12 protein-coding genes are annotated in these 16,545 nt (G+C 54.1%); 8 read left to right on the top strand and 4 right to left on the bottom strand.

Going from position 1 to position 16,545, the window contains the following annotated elements; translation table 11 throughout:
* Window positions 1-215: 215 nt before the first annotated feature.
* The 8 genes from lolA (at window position 216) to NR114_RS02415 (ending at window position 9,910) form a co-directional block, all read left to right on the top strand.
* Window positions 216-827 carry an outer membrane lipoprotein chaperone LolA gene (gene lolA, locus NR114_RS02380; RefSeq protein ID WP_020826114.1) on the top strand — a complete coding sequence of 204 codons (612 nt, stop codon included), beginning with the start codon at window positions 216-218 and terminating at the stop codon, window positions 825-827.
* 7 nt (window positions 828-834) lie between these two features.
* The gene (locus tag NR114_RS02385) at window positions 835-2,178 is read left to right on the top strand and encodes a replication-associated recombination protein A (protein WP_046374002.1); all 1,344 of its coding nucleotides are present in this window, start codon (window positions 835-837) and stop codon (window positions 2,176-2,178) included.
* A 109-nt stretch (window positions 2,179-2,287) separates the two neighbouring features.
* Entirely contained in the window at window positions 2,288-3,580 is a 1,293-nt protein-coding gene (gene serS, locus NR114_RS02390) for a serine--tRNA ligase (protein WP_020826116.1), read from the top strand.
* Between the two features lie 270 nt (window positions 3,581-3,850).
* A complete protein-coding gene (ynfE, locus tag NR114_RS02395; protein ID WP_115059280.1) occupies window positions 3,851-6,304 on the top strand; it encodes a selenate/tellurate reductase subunit YnfE in 2,454 nt (817 codons plus the stop codon).
* A 137-nt stretch (window positions 6,305-6,441) separates the two neighbouring features.
* Entirely contained in the window at window positions 6,442-7,059 is a 618-nt protein-coding gene (locus tag NR114_RS02400) for a DMSO/selenate family reductase complex B subunit (RefSeq protein ID WP_234529624.1), read from the top strand.
* A gap of 1 nt (window position 7,060) precedes the next feature.
* Window positions 7,061-7,921 carry a dimethyl sulfoxide reductase anchor subunit family protein gene (locus tag NR114_RS02405; protein WP_020826118.1) on the top strand — a complete coding sequence of 287 codons (861 nt, stop codon included), beginning with the start codon at window positions 7,061-7,063 and terminating at the stop codon, window positions 7,919-7,921.
* Window positions 7,922-7,973: 52 nt separating this feature from the next.
* Entirely contained in the window at window positions 7,974-8,591 is a 618-nt protein-coding gene (gene dmsD / locus NR114_RS02410; RefSeq protein ID WP_234529623.1) for a Tat proofreading chaperone DmsD, read from the top strand.
* 173 nt (window positions 8,592-8,764) lie between these two features.
* Window positions 8,765-9,910 (top strand): MFS transporter, encoded by a 1,146-nt coding sequence (locus NR114_RS02415; RefSeq protein WP_041414385.1) that lies wholly within the window; start codon window positions 8,765-8,767, stop codon window positions 9,908-9,910.
* Window positions 9,911-9,962: 52 nt separating this feature from the next.
* Here the strand turns inward: NR114_RS02415 and pflA are convergent, their stop codons facing one another.
* From pflA to ycaO, 4 genes are all read right to left on the bottom strand, one after another.
* Window positions 9,963-10,703 (bottom strand): pyruvate formate lyase 1-activating protein, encoded by a 741-nt coding sequence (gene pflA / locus NR114_RS02420; protein ID WP_020826121.1) that lies wholly within the window; start codon window positions 10,701-10,703, stop codon window positions 9,963-9,965.
* A 304-nt stretch (window positions 10,704-11,007) separates the two neighbouring features.
* Entirely contained in the window at window positions 11,008-13,290 is a 2,283-nt protein-coding gene (gene pflB / locus NR114_RS02425) for a formate C-acetyltransferase (protein ID WP_020826122.1), read from the bottom strand.
* A 54-nt stretch (window positions 13,291-13,344) separates the two neighbouring features.
* Window positions 13,345-14,205: a formate transporter FocA gene (gene focA / locus NR114_RS02430; protein ID WP_020826123.1), complete on the bottom strand. Its 861-nt coding sequence runs from the start codon at window positions 14,203-14,205 to the stop codon at window positions 13,345-13,347.
* Window positions 14,206-14,656: 451 nt separating this feature from the next.
* Window positions 14,657-16,420, bottom strand: coding sequence for a 30S ribosomal protein S12 methylthiotransferase accessory factor YcaO (gene ycaO / locus NR114_RS02435; protein WP_128864115.1), 1,764 nt, complete (start codon window positions 16,418-16,420; stop codon window positions 14,657-14,659).
* Window positions 16,421-16,545 lie beyond the last annotated feature (125 nt).

Raw genomic sequence — 16,545 nt, forward strand, 5'->3', positions numbered from 1 at the left:
GTGCATAAAACCTAACTTTTGAGTACAGAGGACTTTGTCAGCACTCTGAAGGGCCGCTTGGCGGCCCTTGTGCAAAGAAGCGTAAACCCTCGGCTTCTCAGAACATTGGCCTATCTGCCTGCGGATAGCTTCGGGTAGAGTAAGGGTGTTAAGGGTTAATTTGACCCGCACGGCACCGCCTTGCGGTAAACGCATTTCATAAGGTATCTGGAATAATGAAAAAACTGTTAGTTGCCTGTTGTCTGCTTTCGGGATTCGCTTCCACCTCTGTGCTGGCCGACGCTGCGCAGGATTTGCAAAGTCGCCTGGCGAAAGTGAACAGTTTCCACGCCAGCTTCGCCCAGACCGTTACCAGCAGCGATGGTGCTGCGGTACAGCAGGGGGAAGGTGAACTCTGGGTGAAACGTCCGAACCTGTTTAATTGGCATATGACCTCGCCGGACGAGAGCGTGCTGGTGTCGGATGGCCAAACCTTATGGTTCTACAATCCTTTTGTTGAGCAAGTCACCGCGACCTGGTTGAAAAATGCGACTGGTAATACGCCATTTATGCTGATTACCCGCAATAACGCCAACGACTGGAAACAGTACAACGTTAAACAGAAAGGCGATGATTTTGAGCTGACGCCAAAATCCAGCAGCGGTAACCTGAAGCAGTTCGCCATTACCGTGACCAACAGCGGCACCATCCGCAGTTTTGCTGCGGTTGAGCAGGATGGTCAGCGCAGTTCTTACGCGCTGAAAAGTCAGCAGAACGTTGCTGCTGATGCCAGCAAATTCAAATTTACCCCGCCGAAGGGGGTGACGCTGGACGACCAGCGCCAGTGAGGTCCGCGTGAGTAACATGTCGCTCGATTTTTCCCAGAATGAGTTCCAGCCATTGGCCGCGCGGATGCGGCCAACCACGCTGGCGCAATACATCGGCCAGCAACACCTGCTGGCTGCCGGTAAGCCTTTGCCGCGCGCCATCGAGGCGGGGCAACTGCATTCGATGATTCTGTGGGGGCCGCCGGGCACCGGGAAAACGACGCTGGCGGAGCTGATCGGCCGCTACGGCCAGGCGGACGTCGAGCGAATTTCTGCCGTGACATCGGGCATCAAAGAAATCCGTGAGGCGATTGAGAGGGCACGACAGAATCGTGACGCCGGTCGTCGCACCATTTTGTTTGTCGATGAGGTACACCGTTTCAACAAAAGCCAGCAGGATGCCTTTCTACCGCACATTGAAGACGGCACCATTACCTTTATTGGCGCGACAACCGAAAACCCGTCCTTTGAGCTTAACTCGGCGCTGTTGTCCCGCGCCCGCGTGTATTTGCTGAAAGCGTTGACGGCAGAAGATATCAGCCAGGTGCTTGATCAGGCGATGCAGGACAACAGCCGGGGGTTTGGCGGCCAGAATATCGAGCTGCCGGAAGAGACCCGCCGCATGCTGTCGGAACTGGTGGGCGGCGATGCGCGCCGGGCGTTGAACAGCCTGGAGATGATGGCGGACATGGCGGAGATCGACGCCAAAGGCATTCGCGTGCTGACGCCGGAATTACTGAAAGAAGTCTCCGGCGAACGCAGCGCGCGCTTCGACAATAAAGGCGACCGTTTTTACGATCTTATTTCGGCGCTGCATAAATCGGTGCGAGGTTCCGCCCCGGATGCTGCGCTGTACTGGTATGCGCGTATTATTACCGCCGGAGGCGATCCGCTGTATGTGGCGCGCCGGCTGCTGGCCATTGCTTCGGAAGATGTCGGCAATGCCGATCCGCGCGGTATGCAGGTGGCGATCGCCGCCTGGGACTGCTTTACCCGCGTTGGTCCGGCCGAAGGTGAACGTGCGATTGCTCAAGCGATCGTTTACCTGGCCTGCGCGCCAAAAAGTAATGCCGTTTATACCGCCTTCAAAGCGGCGATGCGCGATGCTAAAGAGCGGGCGGATTATGATGTGCCCGAACATCTGCGCAATGCGCCAACCAAGCTGATGAAGGAAATGGGGCTGGGTGCAGAGTATCGTTACGCTCACGACGAACCCAATGCCTATGCCGCCGGCGAGGACTATTTCCCAGCTGAAATGGCCAAGACTCGTTACTATCATCCAACCTCACGCGGGCTAGAAGGTAAAATCGGCGAAAAGCTGGCATGGCTGGCTGAGCAGGATCAAAATAGCCAGACAAAACGCTACCGCTAGCGTTGCCGTTGCGGTAAGGTTAGCGGGTACCACTCTTCCTTTATGCGGCTTTTAAACAGCCACATAAAACAACAAATTTTCTTTCAATAACAATAAGCACAGGATTAGCATGCTCGATCCCAATCTGCTGCGTAATGAGCTAGACGCAGTCGCCGTCAAACTGGCTCGCCGAGGCTTTAAACTCGATCTGGATCTGCTGCGTTCTCAAGAAGAGCGTCGCAAAGTTCTGCAGGTAGAAACTGAAATGCTGCAGGCAGAACGTAACTCCCGATCGAAATCCATCGGCGCGGCTAAAGCGCGCGGGGAAGACATTGAGCCGCTGCGTCGCGAAGTCAACGAGCTGGGTGACAAGCTGGATATTGCCAAGGCCGCTCTGGATCAGTTGCAGACTGAAATCCGCGATTATGCATTGGCGATCCCGAACCTGCCGGATGATGCAGTGCCGGATGGCAAAGACGACAGCGATAACCAGGAAGTCAGCCGCTGGGGCGAGCCGCGCCAGTATGATTTCCAGGTACGCGACCATGTGGATCTGGGCGAAATGGCCGGTGGTCTGGACTTCGCCGCCGCCGTAAAACTGACCGGTTCACGCTTTGTGGTGATGAAAGGGCAAATCGCCCGCATGCACCGTGCGTTATCCCAGTTCATGCTGGATCTGCATACCGAACAGCACGGCTACCAGGAAACCTACGTGCCTTACCTGGTTAACCACGCCACGTTGTACGGTACCGGCCAGTTGCCGAAGTTTGGTGAAGATCTGTTCCACACCAAACCGCTGGAAGAGGAATCCGACAGCAGCAACTACGCGCTGATCCCAACTGCAGAAGTGCCGTTGACCAACCTGGTACGCGACGAGATCCTGGAAGAAGAATCACTGCCGCTGAAGATGACCGCGCATACGCCATGTTTCCGTGCCGAAGCCGGTTCTTATGGTCGCGATACCCGCGGTTTGATCCGCATGCACCAGTTCGACAAGGTCGAGATGGTGCAAATCGTCCGTCCGGAAGACTCTATGGCTACGCTGGAAGAGCTGACCGGTCATGCGGAGAAAGTGCTGCAGCTGCTGAACCTGCCGTACCGTAAAATGTTGCTGTGTACCGGCGACATGGGGGCAGGCTCATGCAAGACCTACGATCTGGAAGTGTGGCTGCCGGCGCAGAACACTTACCGTGAAATCTCATCTTGTTCCAACATGTGGGATTACCAGGCACGCCGCATGCAGGCTCGCTGCCGTAGCAAAACCGAGAAGAAGCCGCGCCTGGTGCATACGCTGAACGGTTCTGGTCTGGCAGTCGGTCGTACGCTGGTTGCCGTGCTGGAAAACTACCAGTTGGCCGATGGCCGTGTTCAGGTACCGGAAGTATTACGTCCGTATATGGGCGGCCTGGAATATATCGGCTAACGTATTGCCTGTTCTATGAAAAGCGCCTGCGGGCGCTTTTTTTATAAGAAAATTATTATCCTTTTGTTCGAAAGGACTTTTTCTTTCATCTCCTTCCCCCGCTTTATTGATAGCAGACAAAGTTCACTACCCACTTCTGAGTAATATCCCTTTATAGAGGAGGGTTTTTACTCAAGCTCATCAGCAGACATCAGTTCTGTCTCCTCTGCTCGCCGCCTTGAGTCAAAGGCATGACGTTTATCAATACCAGGGTAAAACGTGGAGTGAGTTATGTCGGAAAACAAAGAAAACAGCCAAGTGTCTGCAGGCGTCAGCCGTCGCGCCTTGGTAAAGTCCGGTGGTATCGTCGGGCTGGCTATGGCCGTGGGGGGTATAGCCTTACCGTTTAGTCGCCGCGCATTGGCGGATTCAATCAGCGAAGGTGTGCAAAAAACCGCGCAGGATAAAGTGGTTTGGGGGGCTTGTTCGGTCAACTGCGGCAGCCGCTGCGCCTTGCGTTTGCACGTGCGTGATAACGAAGTCTATTGGGTCGAAACCGATAACACCGGGCTGGACGCATATGGCGACCACCAGGTTCGGGCCTGTTTGCGTGGCCGTTCTATTCGCCGCCGCATGAATCATCCCGATCGTCTGAATTACCCGATGAAACGTGTTGGCAAGCGGGGTGAAGGCAAGTTCAAGCGCATCAGTTGGGAAGAAGCTTTTGATAGCATTGCCGACAACCTAAAACGCATCGTCGAACAGTACGGTAACGAAGCGGTATATATCAATTACACCTCGGGCATCGTCGGCGGCAATATTACCCGTTCGTCACCGAATGCGTCGCTGGTCGCTCGGCTGATGAACTGCTATGGCGGTTACCTCAGCCAGTATGGCACCTACAGCACAGCGCAAATCGCCTGCGCCATGCCCTATACCTATGGCAGCAACGAAGGCAACAGCACGTCTGACATCGAAAACAGCAAGCTGGTGGTGATGTTCGGTAACAACCCGGCGGAAACGCGGATGAGCGGCGGCGGCATTACCTATTATCTGGAGCAGGCGCGTGAACGTTCTCATGCGCGCATGATCGTTATCGATCCGCGTTATACCGATACGGCCGCCGGACGTGAGGACGAATGGATCCCTATTCGTCCCGGCACGGATGCGGCATTGGTTGCCGGGCTGGCGCATGTATTGATCAGCGAACAGTTGGTCGACCAACCGTTTCTGGATCGGTATTGCATCGGCTATGACGAAAAAACCTTGCCAGCCGATGCGCCGGTAAATGGGCATTATAAGGCTTACATTCTTGGGCAAGGTGAAGACGGCGTTGAAAAAACGCCGCAGTGGGCGGCGAAAATTACCGGCATTCCGGCCGAACGTATTATCAAACTGGCGCGGGAAATAGGCACGGCGAAACCAGCCTACATCTGCCAGGGCTGGGGGCCACAGCGACAGGCCAATGGCGAACTGACCTCGCGTGCAATCGCCATGCTGCCTATCCTGACCGGCAATGTTGGCATCAATGGCGGCAACAGCGGGGCGCGTGAATCAACCTACACCATTACTATTGAGCGGATGCCGGTATTGGCAAACCCGGTCAAAGCGCAAATCTCCTGTTTTAGCTGGACCGATGCCATAGTGCGCGGTCCGGAGATGACCGCCAAACGCGACGGGGTACGTGGGCAGGACAAACTGAATGTGCCGATCAAGTTCATCTGGAACTATGCCGGCAACACCATCACCAACCAGCATTCCGACATCAACAAAACCCACGATATTTTGCAGGATGAATCCCAGTGCGAAATGATCGTGGTGCTCGAAAACTTTATGACCTCGTCGGCCAAATATGCCGACATTTTACTGCCGGATCTGATGACCGTCGAACAGGAAGACATTATTCCCAACGACTATGCCGGCAACATGGGGTACCTGATCTTTATCCAGCCTGCAACCCCCGCCAAATTTGAACGCAAGGGCATCTATGAGGTGCTGAGTGAAGTGGCGCGTCGGCTGGGGCCTGAGGTGCATCAGAAGTTCACCGAAGGGCGCACTCAGGCACAGTGGTTGCAACATTTGTACGCCAAAATGCAAGACAGGGATCCGCTGCTGCCGGGTTATGAAGAGTTGCGCAGTATGGGGATTTATAAGCGTAAAGATCCCAATGGGCATTTTGTCGCCTACAAAAAATTCCGCCAGGATCCCGAAGCGAATCCATTAAAAACGCCGTCCGGCAAGATAGAAATCTATTCCTCCAGGCTGGCTGAGATCGCCGACAGCTGGCAGTTGGAAAAAGATGAAACCATCAGCCCGTTGCCAATTTACGCCTCTACTTTTGAAGGTTGGGACGATCCTCTGCGCAACACTTATCCATTGCAAATGTTTGGCTTCCATTACAAGGCCCGTACCCACTCTACCTACGGCAACATCGATGTGTTGCAGGCGGCCTGTCGTCAGGAGGTGTGGATCAACCCACTGGACGCCCAGTCGCGCGGCATTATCGGCGGCGACAAGGTGCGGGTATTTAATGGGCGTGGCGAAGTGCGTGTCGAAGCCAAAGTGACGCCGCGGATCATGCCTGGCGTTGTCGCGATGGGGCAGGGAGCCTGGCATCAGGCCGATATGCGCGGTGACCGTGTTGACCATGGTGCCTGTATGAATACCCTGACCACCCACCGGCCTTCGCCGTTGGCCAAGGGTAATCCGCAGCATACCAACCTGATTCAAATCGAAAAGGTATAACCCTGCGTACTTGAAGCCGCATCTTTGTTGGCCGCCTGCGCTTACCCCAGTCACGTACTACCTGTACGCATCCTGGGGATGCGCTTAGTTGCCGCCGCGATGCAACTCCAACTACCTCGGGTGTAAGGGAGGACCAAATGACTCAGCAATATGGATTCTTTATCGATTCAAGTCGTTGCACTGGCTGCAAAACCTGCGAACTGGCCTGCAAAGACTATAAAAATTTGACGCCGGACGTCAGTTTCCGCCGCATCTATGAATATGCCGGAGGAGATTGGTTCCAGGATGGCGACGGCTGGCAACAAAACGTATTCGCCTATTATTTGTCGATTGCCTGCAACCACTGTGAAGATCCCGCCTGCACCAAAGTGTGTCCGACCGGCGCGATGCACAAGCGGGAAGACGGCTTTGTGGTGGTGAATGAAGAGGTGTGTATCGGCTGTCGCTACTGCCATATGGCCTGCCCATACGGCGCACCGCAGTACAATTCGACCAAGGGCCACATGACCAAGTGCGATGGCTGTTATAAGCGGGTAGCCGAAGGCCATAAACCTATCTGCGTGGAATCTTGTCCACTGCGGGCCCTGGATTTTGGCCCGATTGAGCAACTGCGGCAGCAGCATGGTTCTCTGGCGCAGGTGGCCCCCTTGCCGTCGGCGCATTTTACCCGACCGTGCCTGGTGGTAAAACCCAATGCCAACAGCCGCCCAAGTGGCGACACCACTGGCTATTTGGCCAATCCAAAGGAGGTTTGATATGGGCATGGGATGGCAAGAATGGCCGCTGATGTTGTTTACCGTATTGGGACAATGTGTGGTAGGGGGGGTTATCGTCATGGGGCTCGCCATAATTGGCGGTAACCTGAACGAACAGCAGCGCAGGGCAGTTCATCGCGCGATGTTCTTCCTGTGGTTGTTGATGGGTATTGCTTTCATTGCTTCCACGCTGCACCTCGGTTCGCCGTGGCGGGCGTTTAACTCGTTGAACCGCATTGGCGCTTCGGCATTGAGTAACGAAATAGCCGCTGGCGCCTTGTTCTTCGCCGTCGGCGGTTGTTATTGGCTGTTGGCGGTATTGGGCAAAATACCGCCGTTATTGGGTCGCGTGTGGTTGTGGGTGACCATGGCACTGGGCTTGGTCTTTGTTTACATGATGACGCGGGTATATCAAATCGATACGGTGCCAACCTGGCATAACGGTTACACTACGCTGAGCTTTTTCCTGACGGTACCGATCGGGGGGCCAATGCTGGGCGTTTTGTTGCTGCGTTTTGCGGGGCTGGACGTTACGACCCGGCATTCACTGGCTACCCTGAGCGTGGTGGCGCTGCTGGTCAGTCTGGGGAGCGTTATGATGCAAGGCTACGAACTGGCCAGCATCAGCAGTTCGGTACAGCAGGCATCAGCGCTGATCCCACAGTACGGCCAATTAATGGTTGGGCGTTTGGTGCTGGTGGTGCTGGGGTTGGGCTGTTGGATCTGCCCGCTGCTGCGCCGTGGTAACGCTAGCGTGATGGGAATGGCTTTAGGTTTGATTCTGGTTATCGCCGGTGAGCTGGTTGGGCGGGGCGTGTTCTACGGCCTGCATATGACCGTCGGCATGGCGGTGGCCGGTTAATATTGTAGTGAGGCGCAGTGATAAACTGCGCCCTTAAAAGGATCCTTGATTTATGACGCTTGAAAATATCGCTTTAACGGGGCGGGTACTGGGTGTGTTGCTGTACGCGCCGCCAGAAAGTGAAGACGGCCAACAGCTCTTGGCAACCCTGTCTGAATCTGAGTGGGTCAAAGAGTGGCCGTACGGCGATGCTGATCGGTTACAGACGGCGGCTGCGCTGATTGCGACCGGTATTGAAGATCAACAGGATGAATCCCTGGCGGAAGCTTACCAGCGTCTGTTTGTGGGGCCTGATACCTTACCGGCGCCATTATGGGGTTCGGTGTATCTGGACAAAGAGAACGTGCTGTTTGGTCATTCGACCCTGCGGTTGCGCAAGTGGTTACGGGCCAACGGCATTGAAGCTCAGCACGATCGCAATGAGCCGGAAGATCATATTGGCACTTTGCTGATGATGGTGGCGTGGCTGGCCGAAGAACGTCAGGTCGGGTTGGTCGAGCAACTGCTGACGAAACATTTGTTGCCATGGGCACCACGCTATCTGGAACTGCTGGAAGCCAATGCGCAGCATCCTTTCTATCAGGGACTGGCCCAATTAGCGCAAATCACCCTGGGTGCCTGGGGTGCGGAATGCACGGCTGAAGTTGAATCTTTAGAACTGTATTTCTGATAAAAAATGAATGGCCGTCAGGTGCCTAACATCGCAGGCGCCGGCGGCCACTCCGCCGTTAAATAGGCCGCGTAATACAAATTGTGCGGTATACATATAAGAGCTGATTGACTTTTTTATCGCCAGTGGCATGATGCGCGCACTCTCATTGCGCGTTCGGTTTCAATCTCACTATGTCCGCATACTCCCGCCCAGTGCTCCTGCTGCTCTGTGGCTTGTTGCTGCTCACGGTCTCTATCGCCGTATTGAATACGCTAGTCCCTCTTTGGTTGACTCATGCTCAGTTGTCAACCTGGCAGGTAGGAATGGTAAGTTCCTCTTACTTTACCGGCAATCTGGTCGGCACGCTGATTGCGGGCAAACTCATCCAGCGCATTGGTTTTACCCGCAGCTATCATCTTGCCTGTGTGGTATTCGCCGTGGCGACTGCCGGTATGGCATTGTCGCTCGATTTTTGGAGTTGGATGGGCTGGCGTTTCTTTGCCGGCATCGGCTGCGCCTGGATCTGGGTGATCGTCGAAAGCGCCTTGCTGCGGAGCGGTAATCTGTCTAACCGTGGGCAATTGCTGGCGGCTTATATGATGGTTTATTACCTGGGTACGGTTGTCGGCCAACTGTTGTTGAGCATGGTATCGACCGAACTGTTGAATGTGGTGCCATGGGTCACGGCCATCGTGCTCAGTGCCACGCTGCCGATGCTGTTTGCCCGGGTTAACAGTCGGCACGACGAACCCCAACAGGCTGCGGTTTGGCCAATGTTGAAGCGTCGTAGCGCGCGGTTGGGGATTAATGGCTGTATCATTTCCGGCATTGTACTCGGCTCGCTATACGGCCTGATGCCGCTGTACCTGTCCCATCAGGGCATGAGTGACGCCAACGTGGGTTACTGGATGGCATTGCTGGTCAGCTCCGGCATTGTCGGGCAATGGCCGGTCGGGCGTCTGGCAGACCGCTATGGTCGTTTGCTGGTGCTGCGCATTCAGGTGTTTGTGGTGATCCTTGCCAGCATCGCCATGCTTGGTAACTATGCGATGGCACCGGCGTTGTTTATTCTCGGTTGTGCCGGGTTCACCTTATATCCGGTGGCGATGTCCTGGGCTTGTGAAAAGGCGTTGCCGCATGAGCTGGTGGCGATGAACCAGGCATTGTTGATGAGCTATACCATTGGCAGTCTGCTTGGCCCGTCGATGACGGCGCTGCTGATGCAAAATTATTCCGATCGCCTGCTGTTTGTGATGATTGCCGCCGTTGCCTTGGTTTATCTGATGATGCTGCTGAGAAAGCCGGATCGTCACCACACTCCGTTGGCTGCCGCCTGAGCATAAAAAACCCGGCCATCGTGTGCCGGGTTTTTTGTTGTAGCTAACGGGCTCAGTAAATTACTTTGTGGCCGTAGCTTTCCAGAATGCTTTTCACGCGATCCATGGTTTCCGCTTTCGGCGGATGGACGCCGTCCAGCTTGTACTCTTCACCCATCGCCACCCATTTGTGCTTACCCAGTTCGTGATAGGGCAGCAGTTCGATTTTCTCGATGTTGGTCATGTCTTTGGTGAACTCACCCAGCATATGCGTTGACTTGTCATCATCGGACCAGCCCGGCACTACCACATAACGGATCCAGGTGCGTTGATTACGTTTCGCCAGATAGCGGGCGAAATCCAGCGTGCGGTGGTTGGAAACGCCGACCAGATTCTGGTGAATGTCGTCGTTCATCTGTTTGAGATCCAGCATCACCAAATCGGTGGCATCCAGCAGCTCATCGATCACCGGATCGTAGCGGCGTACAAAGCCGTTGGTGTCCAGACAGGTATTGATCCCTTCTTCATGGCAGGCGCGGAACCAATCGCGGACGAATTCTGCCTGCAGTATGGCTTCACCACCGGAGGCCGTTACGCCACCGCCGGAGGCATTCATAAAGTGACGATAAGAGACGGCATCTTTCATCAACTCTTCAACGGTCACTTCTTTCCCGCCGTGGGTATCCCAGGTGTCACGGTTATGGCAATACAGGCAGCGCATCAGGCAGCCCTGGAAGAAGACGATAAAGCGGATCCCCGGACCGTCTACGGTGCCACAGGATTCGAAGGAGTGGATGCGACCTTTCACTGACATTGCGGGGTTTTCTCCAATATTGACTGTCAAACGCAGTCTAAAAGTAGGCTCATAACCGCCAGCCAGGGATCAGCGATGCAGCAACCGGGCTAGGCCCGACGACTGGGGTGAAACGATGCCTGTTGGCCGGTTATTACGCCGGATAACTGTTTTGCCGGATATCCACCAATTCCATTCAGTATAGCTATCTGGCAAAACAGACTCTGAGTGAGTCAGGGTAGTGCATTTGCTAAAAAGGCCGGAAAGATCCGGCCCCGAATTTCAGCTTGACTACCGGGCGGGAAACCCCACCCGGATGGGGCAATTACATTGACTGAGTGAAAGTACGAGTAATGACGTCTTGCTGTTGTTCTTTGGTCAGCGAGTTGAAGCGAACGGCATAACCAGATACGCGGATGGTCAGCTGAGGGTATTTCTCAGGGTTTTCCATCGCGTCCAGCAGCATTTCACGGTTCATCACGTTAACGTTCAGGTGTTGACCACCTTCGATAGACGCTTCGTGGTGGAAGTAACCGTCCATCAGACCCGCCAGGTTGGCTTTACGCACGTCGTCGTCTTTACCCAGCGCGTTTGGCACGATGGAGAAGGTGTAGGAGATCCCGTCTTTCGCGTAAGCAAACGGCAGTTTGGCTACGGAGGTCAGGGAGGCTACAGCACCTTTCTGGTCGCGACCGTGCATTGGGTTAGCACCTGGACCGAATGGCGCGCCAGCGCGGCGACCGTCTGGAGTGTTACCGGTTTTCTTGCCGTAGACCACGTTAGAAGTGATGGTCAGTACGGACTGAGTCGGTACCGCATTACGGTAGGTACGCAGTTTCTGAATTTTCTTCATGAAACGTTCTACCAGGTCACAGGCGATGTCATCAACACGAGCATCGTTGTTACCGAACTGCGGATATTCACCTTCGATTTTGAAGTCGATAGCCAGACCGTCTTCGTCACGGATGGTGGACACTTTAGCGTACTTGATGGCGGACAGGGAGTCAGCCGCAACCGACAGACCGGCGATGCCGCAGGCCATGGTGCGATAAACGTCACGGTCATGCAGTGCCATCAGCGCAGCTTCATAGCTGTACTTGTCGTGCATGTAGTGAATGATGTTCAGCGCGGTCACGTACTGTTTGGCCAGCCAATCCATAAAGTGGTCCATGCGTTCCATGACTTTGTCATAGTCCAGCACGGTGTCCATCATTGGCGCTTCTTTCGGGCCTACCTGCATTTTCAGTTTTTCATCAACGCCGCCGTTGATAGCGTACAACATGGTTTTCGCCAGGTTGGCACGGGCACCGAAGAACTGCATTTGTTTACCGACAATCATCGGGCTGACGCAACAGGCGATGGCATAGTCATCGTTGTTGAAGTCTGGGCGCATCAGGTCGTCATTTTCATACTGTACGGAAGAGGTGTCGATAGACACTTTCGCCGCGTATTTTTTGAAGTTCAGAGGCAGTTTTTCAGACCACAGGATGGTCATGTTCGGTTCCGGAGACGGCCCCATGGTGTACAGGGTGTTCAGGAAGCGGAAGCTGTTTTTGGTTACCAGAGTACGGCCGTCAACGCCCATACCTGCCAGGGACTCGGTCGCCCAGATTGGGTCACCGGAGAACAGCTCATCATACTCAGGGGTACGCAGGAAGCGCACCATACGCAGTTTCATTACCAGGTGGTCAATCAGTTCCTGCGCTTGTTCTTCAGTCAGTTTGCCTGCATCGATGTCGCGTTGAATGAACACGTCAAGGAAGGTAGACACGCGGCCGAAGGACATTGCTGCGCCGTTCTGAGATTTCACCGCGGCCAGGTAGCCGAAGTAAGTCCACTGTACAGCTTCTTGTGCGGTGGTAGCAGGACCGGAGATATCGCAGCCGTATTTGGCAGCCATTTCTTTGATCTGACCCAGAGCGCGATGCTGTTCAGCAATTTCTTCACGCAGCTGGATGGTCATTTCCAGATCTTCGCCGTTTTCCAGCTTGGTCTGCAGTGACTTGAACTGGTTCAGTTTGTCGGCCATCAGGAAATCGATGCCGTACAGCGCTACGCGGCGGTAGTCACCGATGATACGACCACGGCCGTATGCATCTGGCAGACCGGTCAGCACGCCGGATTTACGGCAGTTCAGGATGTCTTTGGTGTAAACATCGAATACGCCCTGGTTGTGGGTTTTGCGGTATTCGGTGAACACTTTTTTCAGCTGTGGATCCAGTTCGCGGCCATAGACCTTACAAGAACCTTCTACCATTTTGATGCCGCCGAATGGGATCAGCGCGCGTTTCAGAGGGGCGTCAGTCTGCAGACCTACGATGGTTTCCAGCTCTTTAGCGATGTAGCCAGCGTCATGGGAAGTGATGGTCGCGGCAACGTTGGTGTCGAAATCAACTGGCGCATGGGTGCGGTTTTCCAGTTTGATCCCTTCCATAACCTTTTCCCACAGGGTGGAGGTGGCCTGAGTTGCGCCAGCCAGGAAGGATTCATCACCCTCGTAAGGAGTGTAGTTTTTCTGGATGAAGTCACGAACGTTGACTTCGTTCTGCCAGTCACCTTTGCTGAAACCTTCCCAAGCTTTGGCTAACTTCTCGTTAAGTTCGGTCATTATACACCTACCTTTAATTGTGGAGTTCTAACTCGGCGCGCGATAACTAACAGCTTAGTGCTGTTGTTCACCACCGCGCAGATAAATTACCCAGTAAGTCAACCCAACCAGTAAACCGCCGCCAATGATGTTGCCAATGGTGACTGGGATCAGATTGTCGATGATAAAGTTGCTTACGGTCAGATGAGCAAACTGCTCGGGTGCTGCCCCTATGGCTTGCCAGAATTCCGGCGTGGCGAAGTTTTTAACCACGATACCCATAGGGATCATAAACATGTTGGCGATGCTGTGTTCGAAACCGCTGGCGACGAACATGCCGACCGGCAGGATCATGGCGAACATTTTGTCCATCAGGCTGCGGCCTGAGTAACTCATCCACACGGCCAGGCAAACCATCAGGTTAGCCAGGATGCCGAGGCAGACGGCCTCAACAAAGGTGTGATGCAGCTTGTGGTCAGCGGTTTGCAGGACGTTCAGTCCCCATTGGCCGTTGGCCACCATGTGTTCGCCGGAGAACCAGATGAGCGCGACGAAGAACAGGGCGCCGATCAGGTTGCCGATATAGACATTTAGCCAGTTGGCAGCCAACTGGTACCAGCTGATGCGGCCGCTGGCTTTGGCGATGACAATCAGCACGGTGGAAGTGAACAGGTCGGCGCCTGAAACCACGACCAGCATTAACCCCAGAGAGAAGCAGATGCCGCCGACCAGTTTTGCCAGGCCGAAAGGCACACCGGCAGTGCCGGTAGTCGCAGTGATATAAAATACGAATGCGATTGAAATAAAGACGCCGGCAGTGATCGCCAAATAAAACGTTTTCAGCGGGTGCTTGGTGGCTTTATACACACCTGCATCTTCAGCGATTTTCGCCGTTGCTGCAGGTAATATCAGATCGAAGGGGTTGTCAGCTTTCACACTAACTCTCGCTTTTAAGGGTTAAAACAACGCAATGAGATACTAGCAAAGCAGTATAGGGTAAAAATTGATTTGGATCATAAGGCGGGAAACTAAAACGGCAAAAAACCAGATAAATCGCAAGGTTTATTTGGTTAATTTATTGATTTTTAAATAAAAACATTTTTTTAATGTTTGCAAATAATTTTGAATTTGCGACCGCGCCAACCTTGAATAGGTTAAATTTTAGCGCATTTTGTCACTTTCAGAGCGGCAAGGTTTAATTATCGGTTAATTATTATTTTACCGGTCCGTAACAACTGCTGTTTTATTTATCTTGTTTACCGTTAAGTGCGTAATTAGGCAAAAAAATAAAACAAAAAAACGGCTATTTAACCGTCAAATAATTCTTTGTTATTTTTCTATCTTGGTGTTGCGCCGGCAGAAGGCCGCCGGCGCACAGATACTGAGATTATGCCTGCGCCCAATGGCGACGCTTGGCGGTCTGCAGTTTTTCATAGGCCGCTAGCAGCGCCTGATGTGCCGGTAAGGCTTTCAGATCGCTATCGACAGCGAACAGGCCGTTAAAGCGTTCTTCACCGCTGATGGCCGCAGAGGCGGCATCCACCGTTTCCTGGCCGTACATTTTCACGAAGGCGGAATAGTATTGCGCCGGATCGCGTTCAGGCTCCTGCGTCAGCAGCAACAGGGTTTGCAAACAACGGTAGTAGTTGCTGCGCGCCGGGCTCAACACGGAAGAGTTGAAGTCCTGCGTCCATTCGGCCCAGATCAGCGCCTGATCCAGATCGCCGCCGGCCAGGGCCAGCATTGACTTCAACTCGCCGATACGCAGGGTAGACCAGGCGTTGTCTTTGCCGGAAGCAATTCCCAGCAGCTCGCGCACGCGGGTGAAGTCGTCCAGGCCTTCGTCGTCCAGGCGTTCTAACAGCGCCAGATACTCTTGCGGCTCCCACTCGCTGCCCGGCAGTGCCAGCAGCGTATCGCGCAGGTGCGCCCCCATGCTGTTGTTGGCCAGCAGCAGGTCTTCCGCCGGGTAGATGTCGGACATGCCCGGTACGATGATGCGGCAGGCGTAGACATCCAAATGTTCATAGTCGGCGATATACACTTCAGCGCCTTCTTTGTCGAAGATGCTCATCAGCGTCGCGAATTCTTCCTGCGTGCTGCCGCTGAAGCTCCAGTCGACAAACGGATAATCCGCGTCCTGCTTGAACATATCCCAGGAGATCAAACCGCTGGAGTCGATAAAGTGGGTTTCCAGGTTAGTGTGCTCCGCCACTTCTTCGTCGTCGAAGGTCGGTGCGGTGAACACGTCCAGATCTTTCAGGCTACGGCCCTGCAGCAGCTCAGTGACGGTACGCTCAAGCGCCACGCCAAAATCAGGATGGGCACCGAACGAGGCAAAACAGGTGCCGTTAGCCGGGTTAAACAGCACCACGCAGATCACCGGATAATTACCGCCCAGCGACGCGTCGTAAGACAGGATCGGGAAGCCTTCTTCTTCAAGCTTGGCGATGGCTTCTACCACGCCAGGATAGCGGTTCAGTACCTCGGCCGGGATCTCTGGCAGGCTGATGGATTCGGCGATGATGCGATTTTTCACATAACGCTCAAACACTTCGGACAGGCCTTGTACGCGCGCTTCGTTGGCGGTATTACCAGCGGACATGCCGTTGGACACGTACAGGTTACCGATGATGTTCATCGGAATGTAAACGGTCTGCTGGTCAGACTGGCGAGAGAACGGCAGGGCGCAAATGCCGCGATCGCCATTACCGGACTGCAGATCGATCAGATCGCTTGCGTTGACTTCCTGATCCGGATTGTAGAAAGCATGCAGACGCTCATCGAGAATACCGGCCGGCAACGAGTCATCGGCTGGGATCGGGAACCACTTCTCGTTCGGGTAATGCACGAAGTCACCTTCGGCAATCTGTTTCCCCAGATAGAAGTCGGCAAAGAAGTAGTTGGTGGAAAGGCGTTCGAAGTATTCGCCCAAAGCGGAGGCCAGAGCAGCTTTTTTGCTGGCGCCTTTGCCGTTGGTGAAGCACAGCGGGCAATCGCGATCGCGGATATGAACCGACCATACATGAGGTACCGGATTCAGCCAGGAGGCCTCTTCGATATTAAAACCCAGGTCGCTTAATTTCTGTTGGAAACGGGCGATAGAGTCTTCCAGCGCGGCGTCTTTGCCAGGGATAAAAGTTTGCGTCATTGTCTTCACTTTTTGAGCGTACTAAAAACGCGCAATGATACGGGGTTTTACGCTCAAGCTCCATGTATTCCTAAAGCGGTGGCAAAGTCACAGTTTTTTTAGGGATAAGGGCCATAATTCAGCGG

It is taken from the genome of Serratia sp. Ser99 (assembly GCF_024519545.1).
GTDB classification, from domain to species: Bacteria; Pseudomonadota; Gammaproteobacteria; order Enterobacterales; family Enterobacteriaceae; genus Serratia; species Serratia liquefaciens.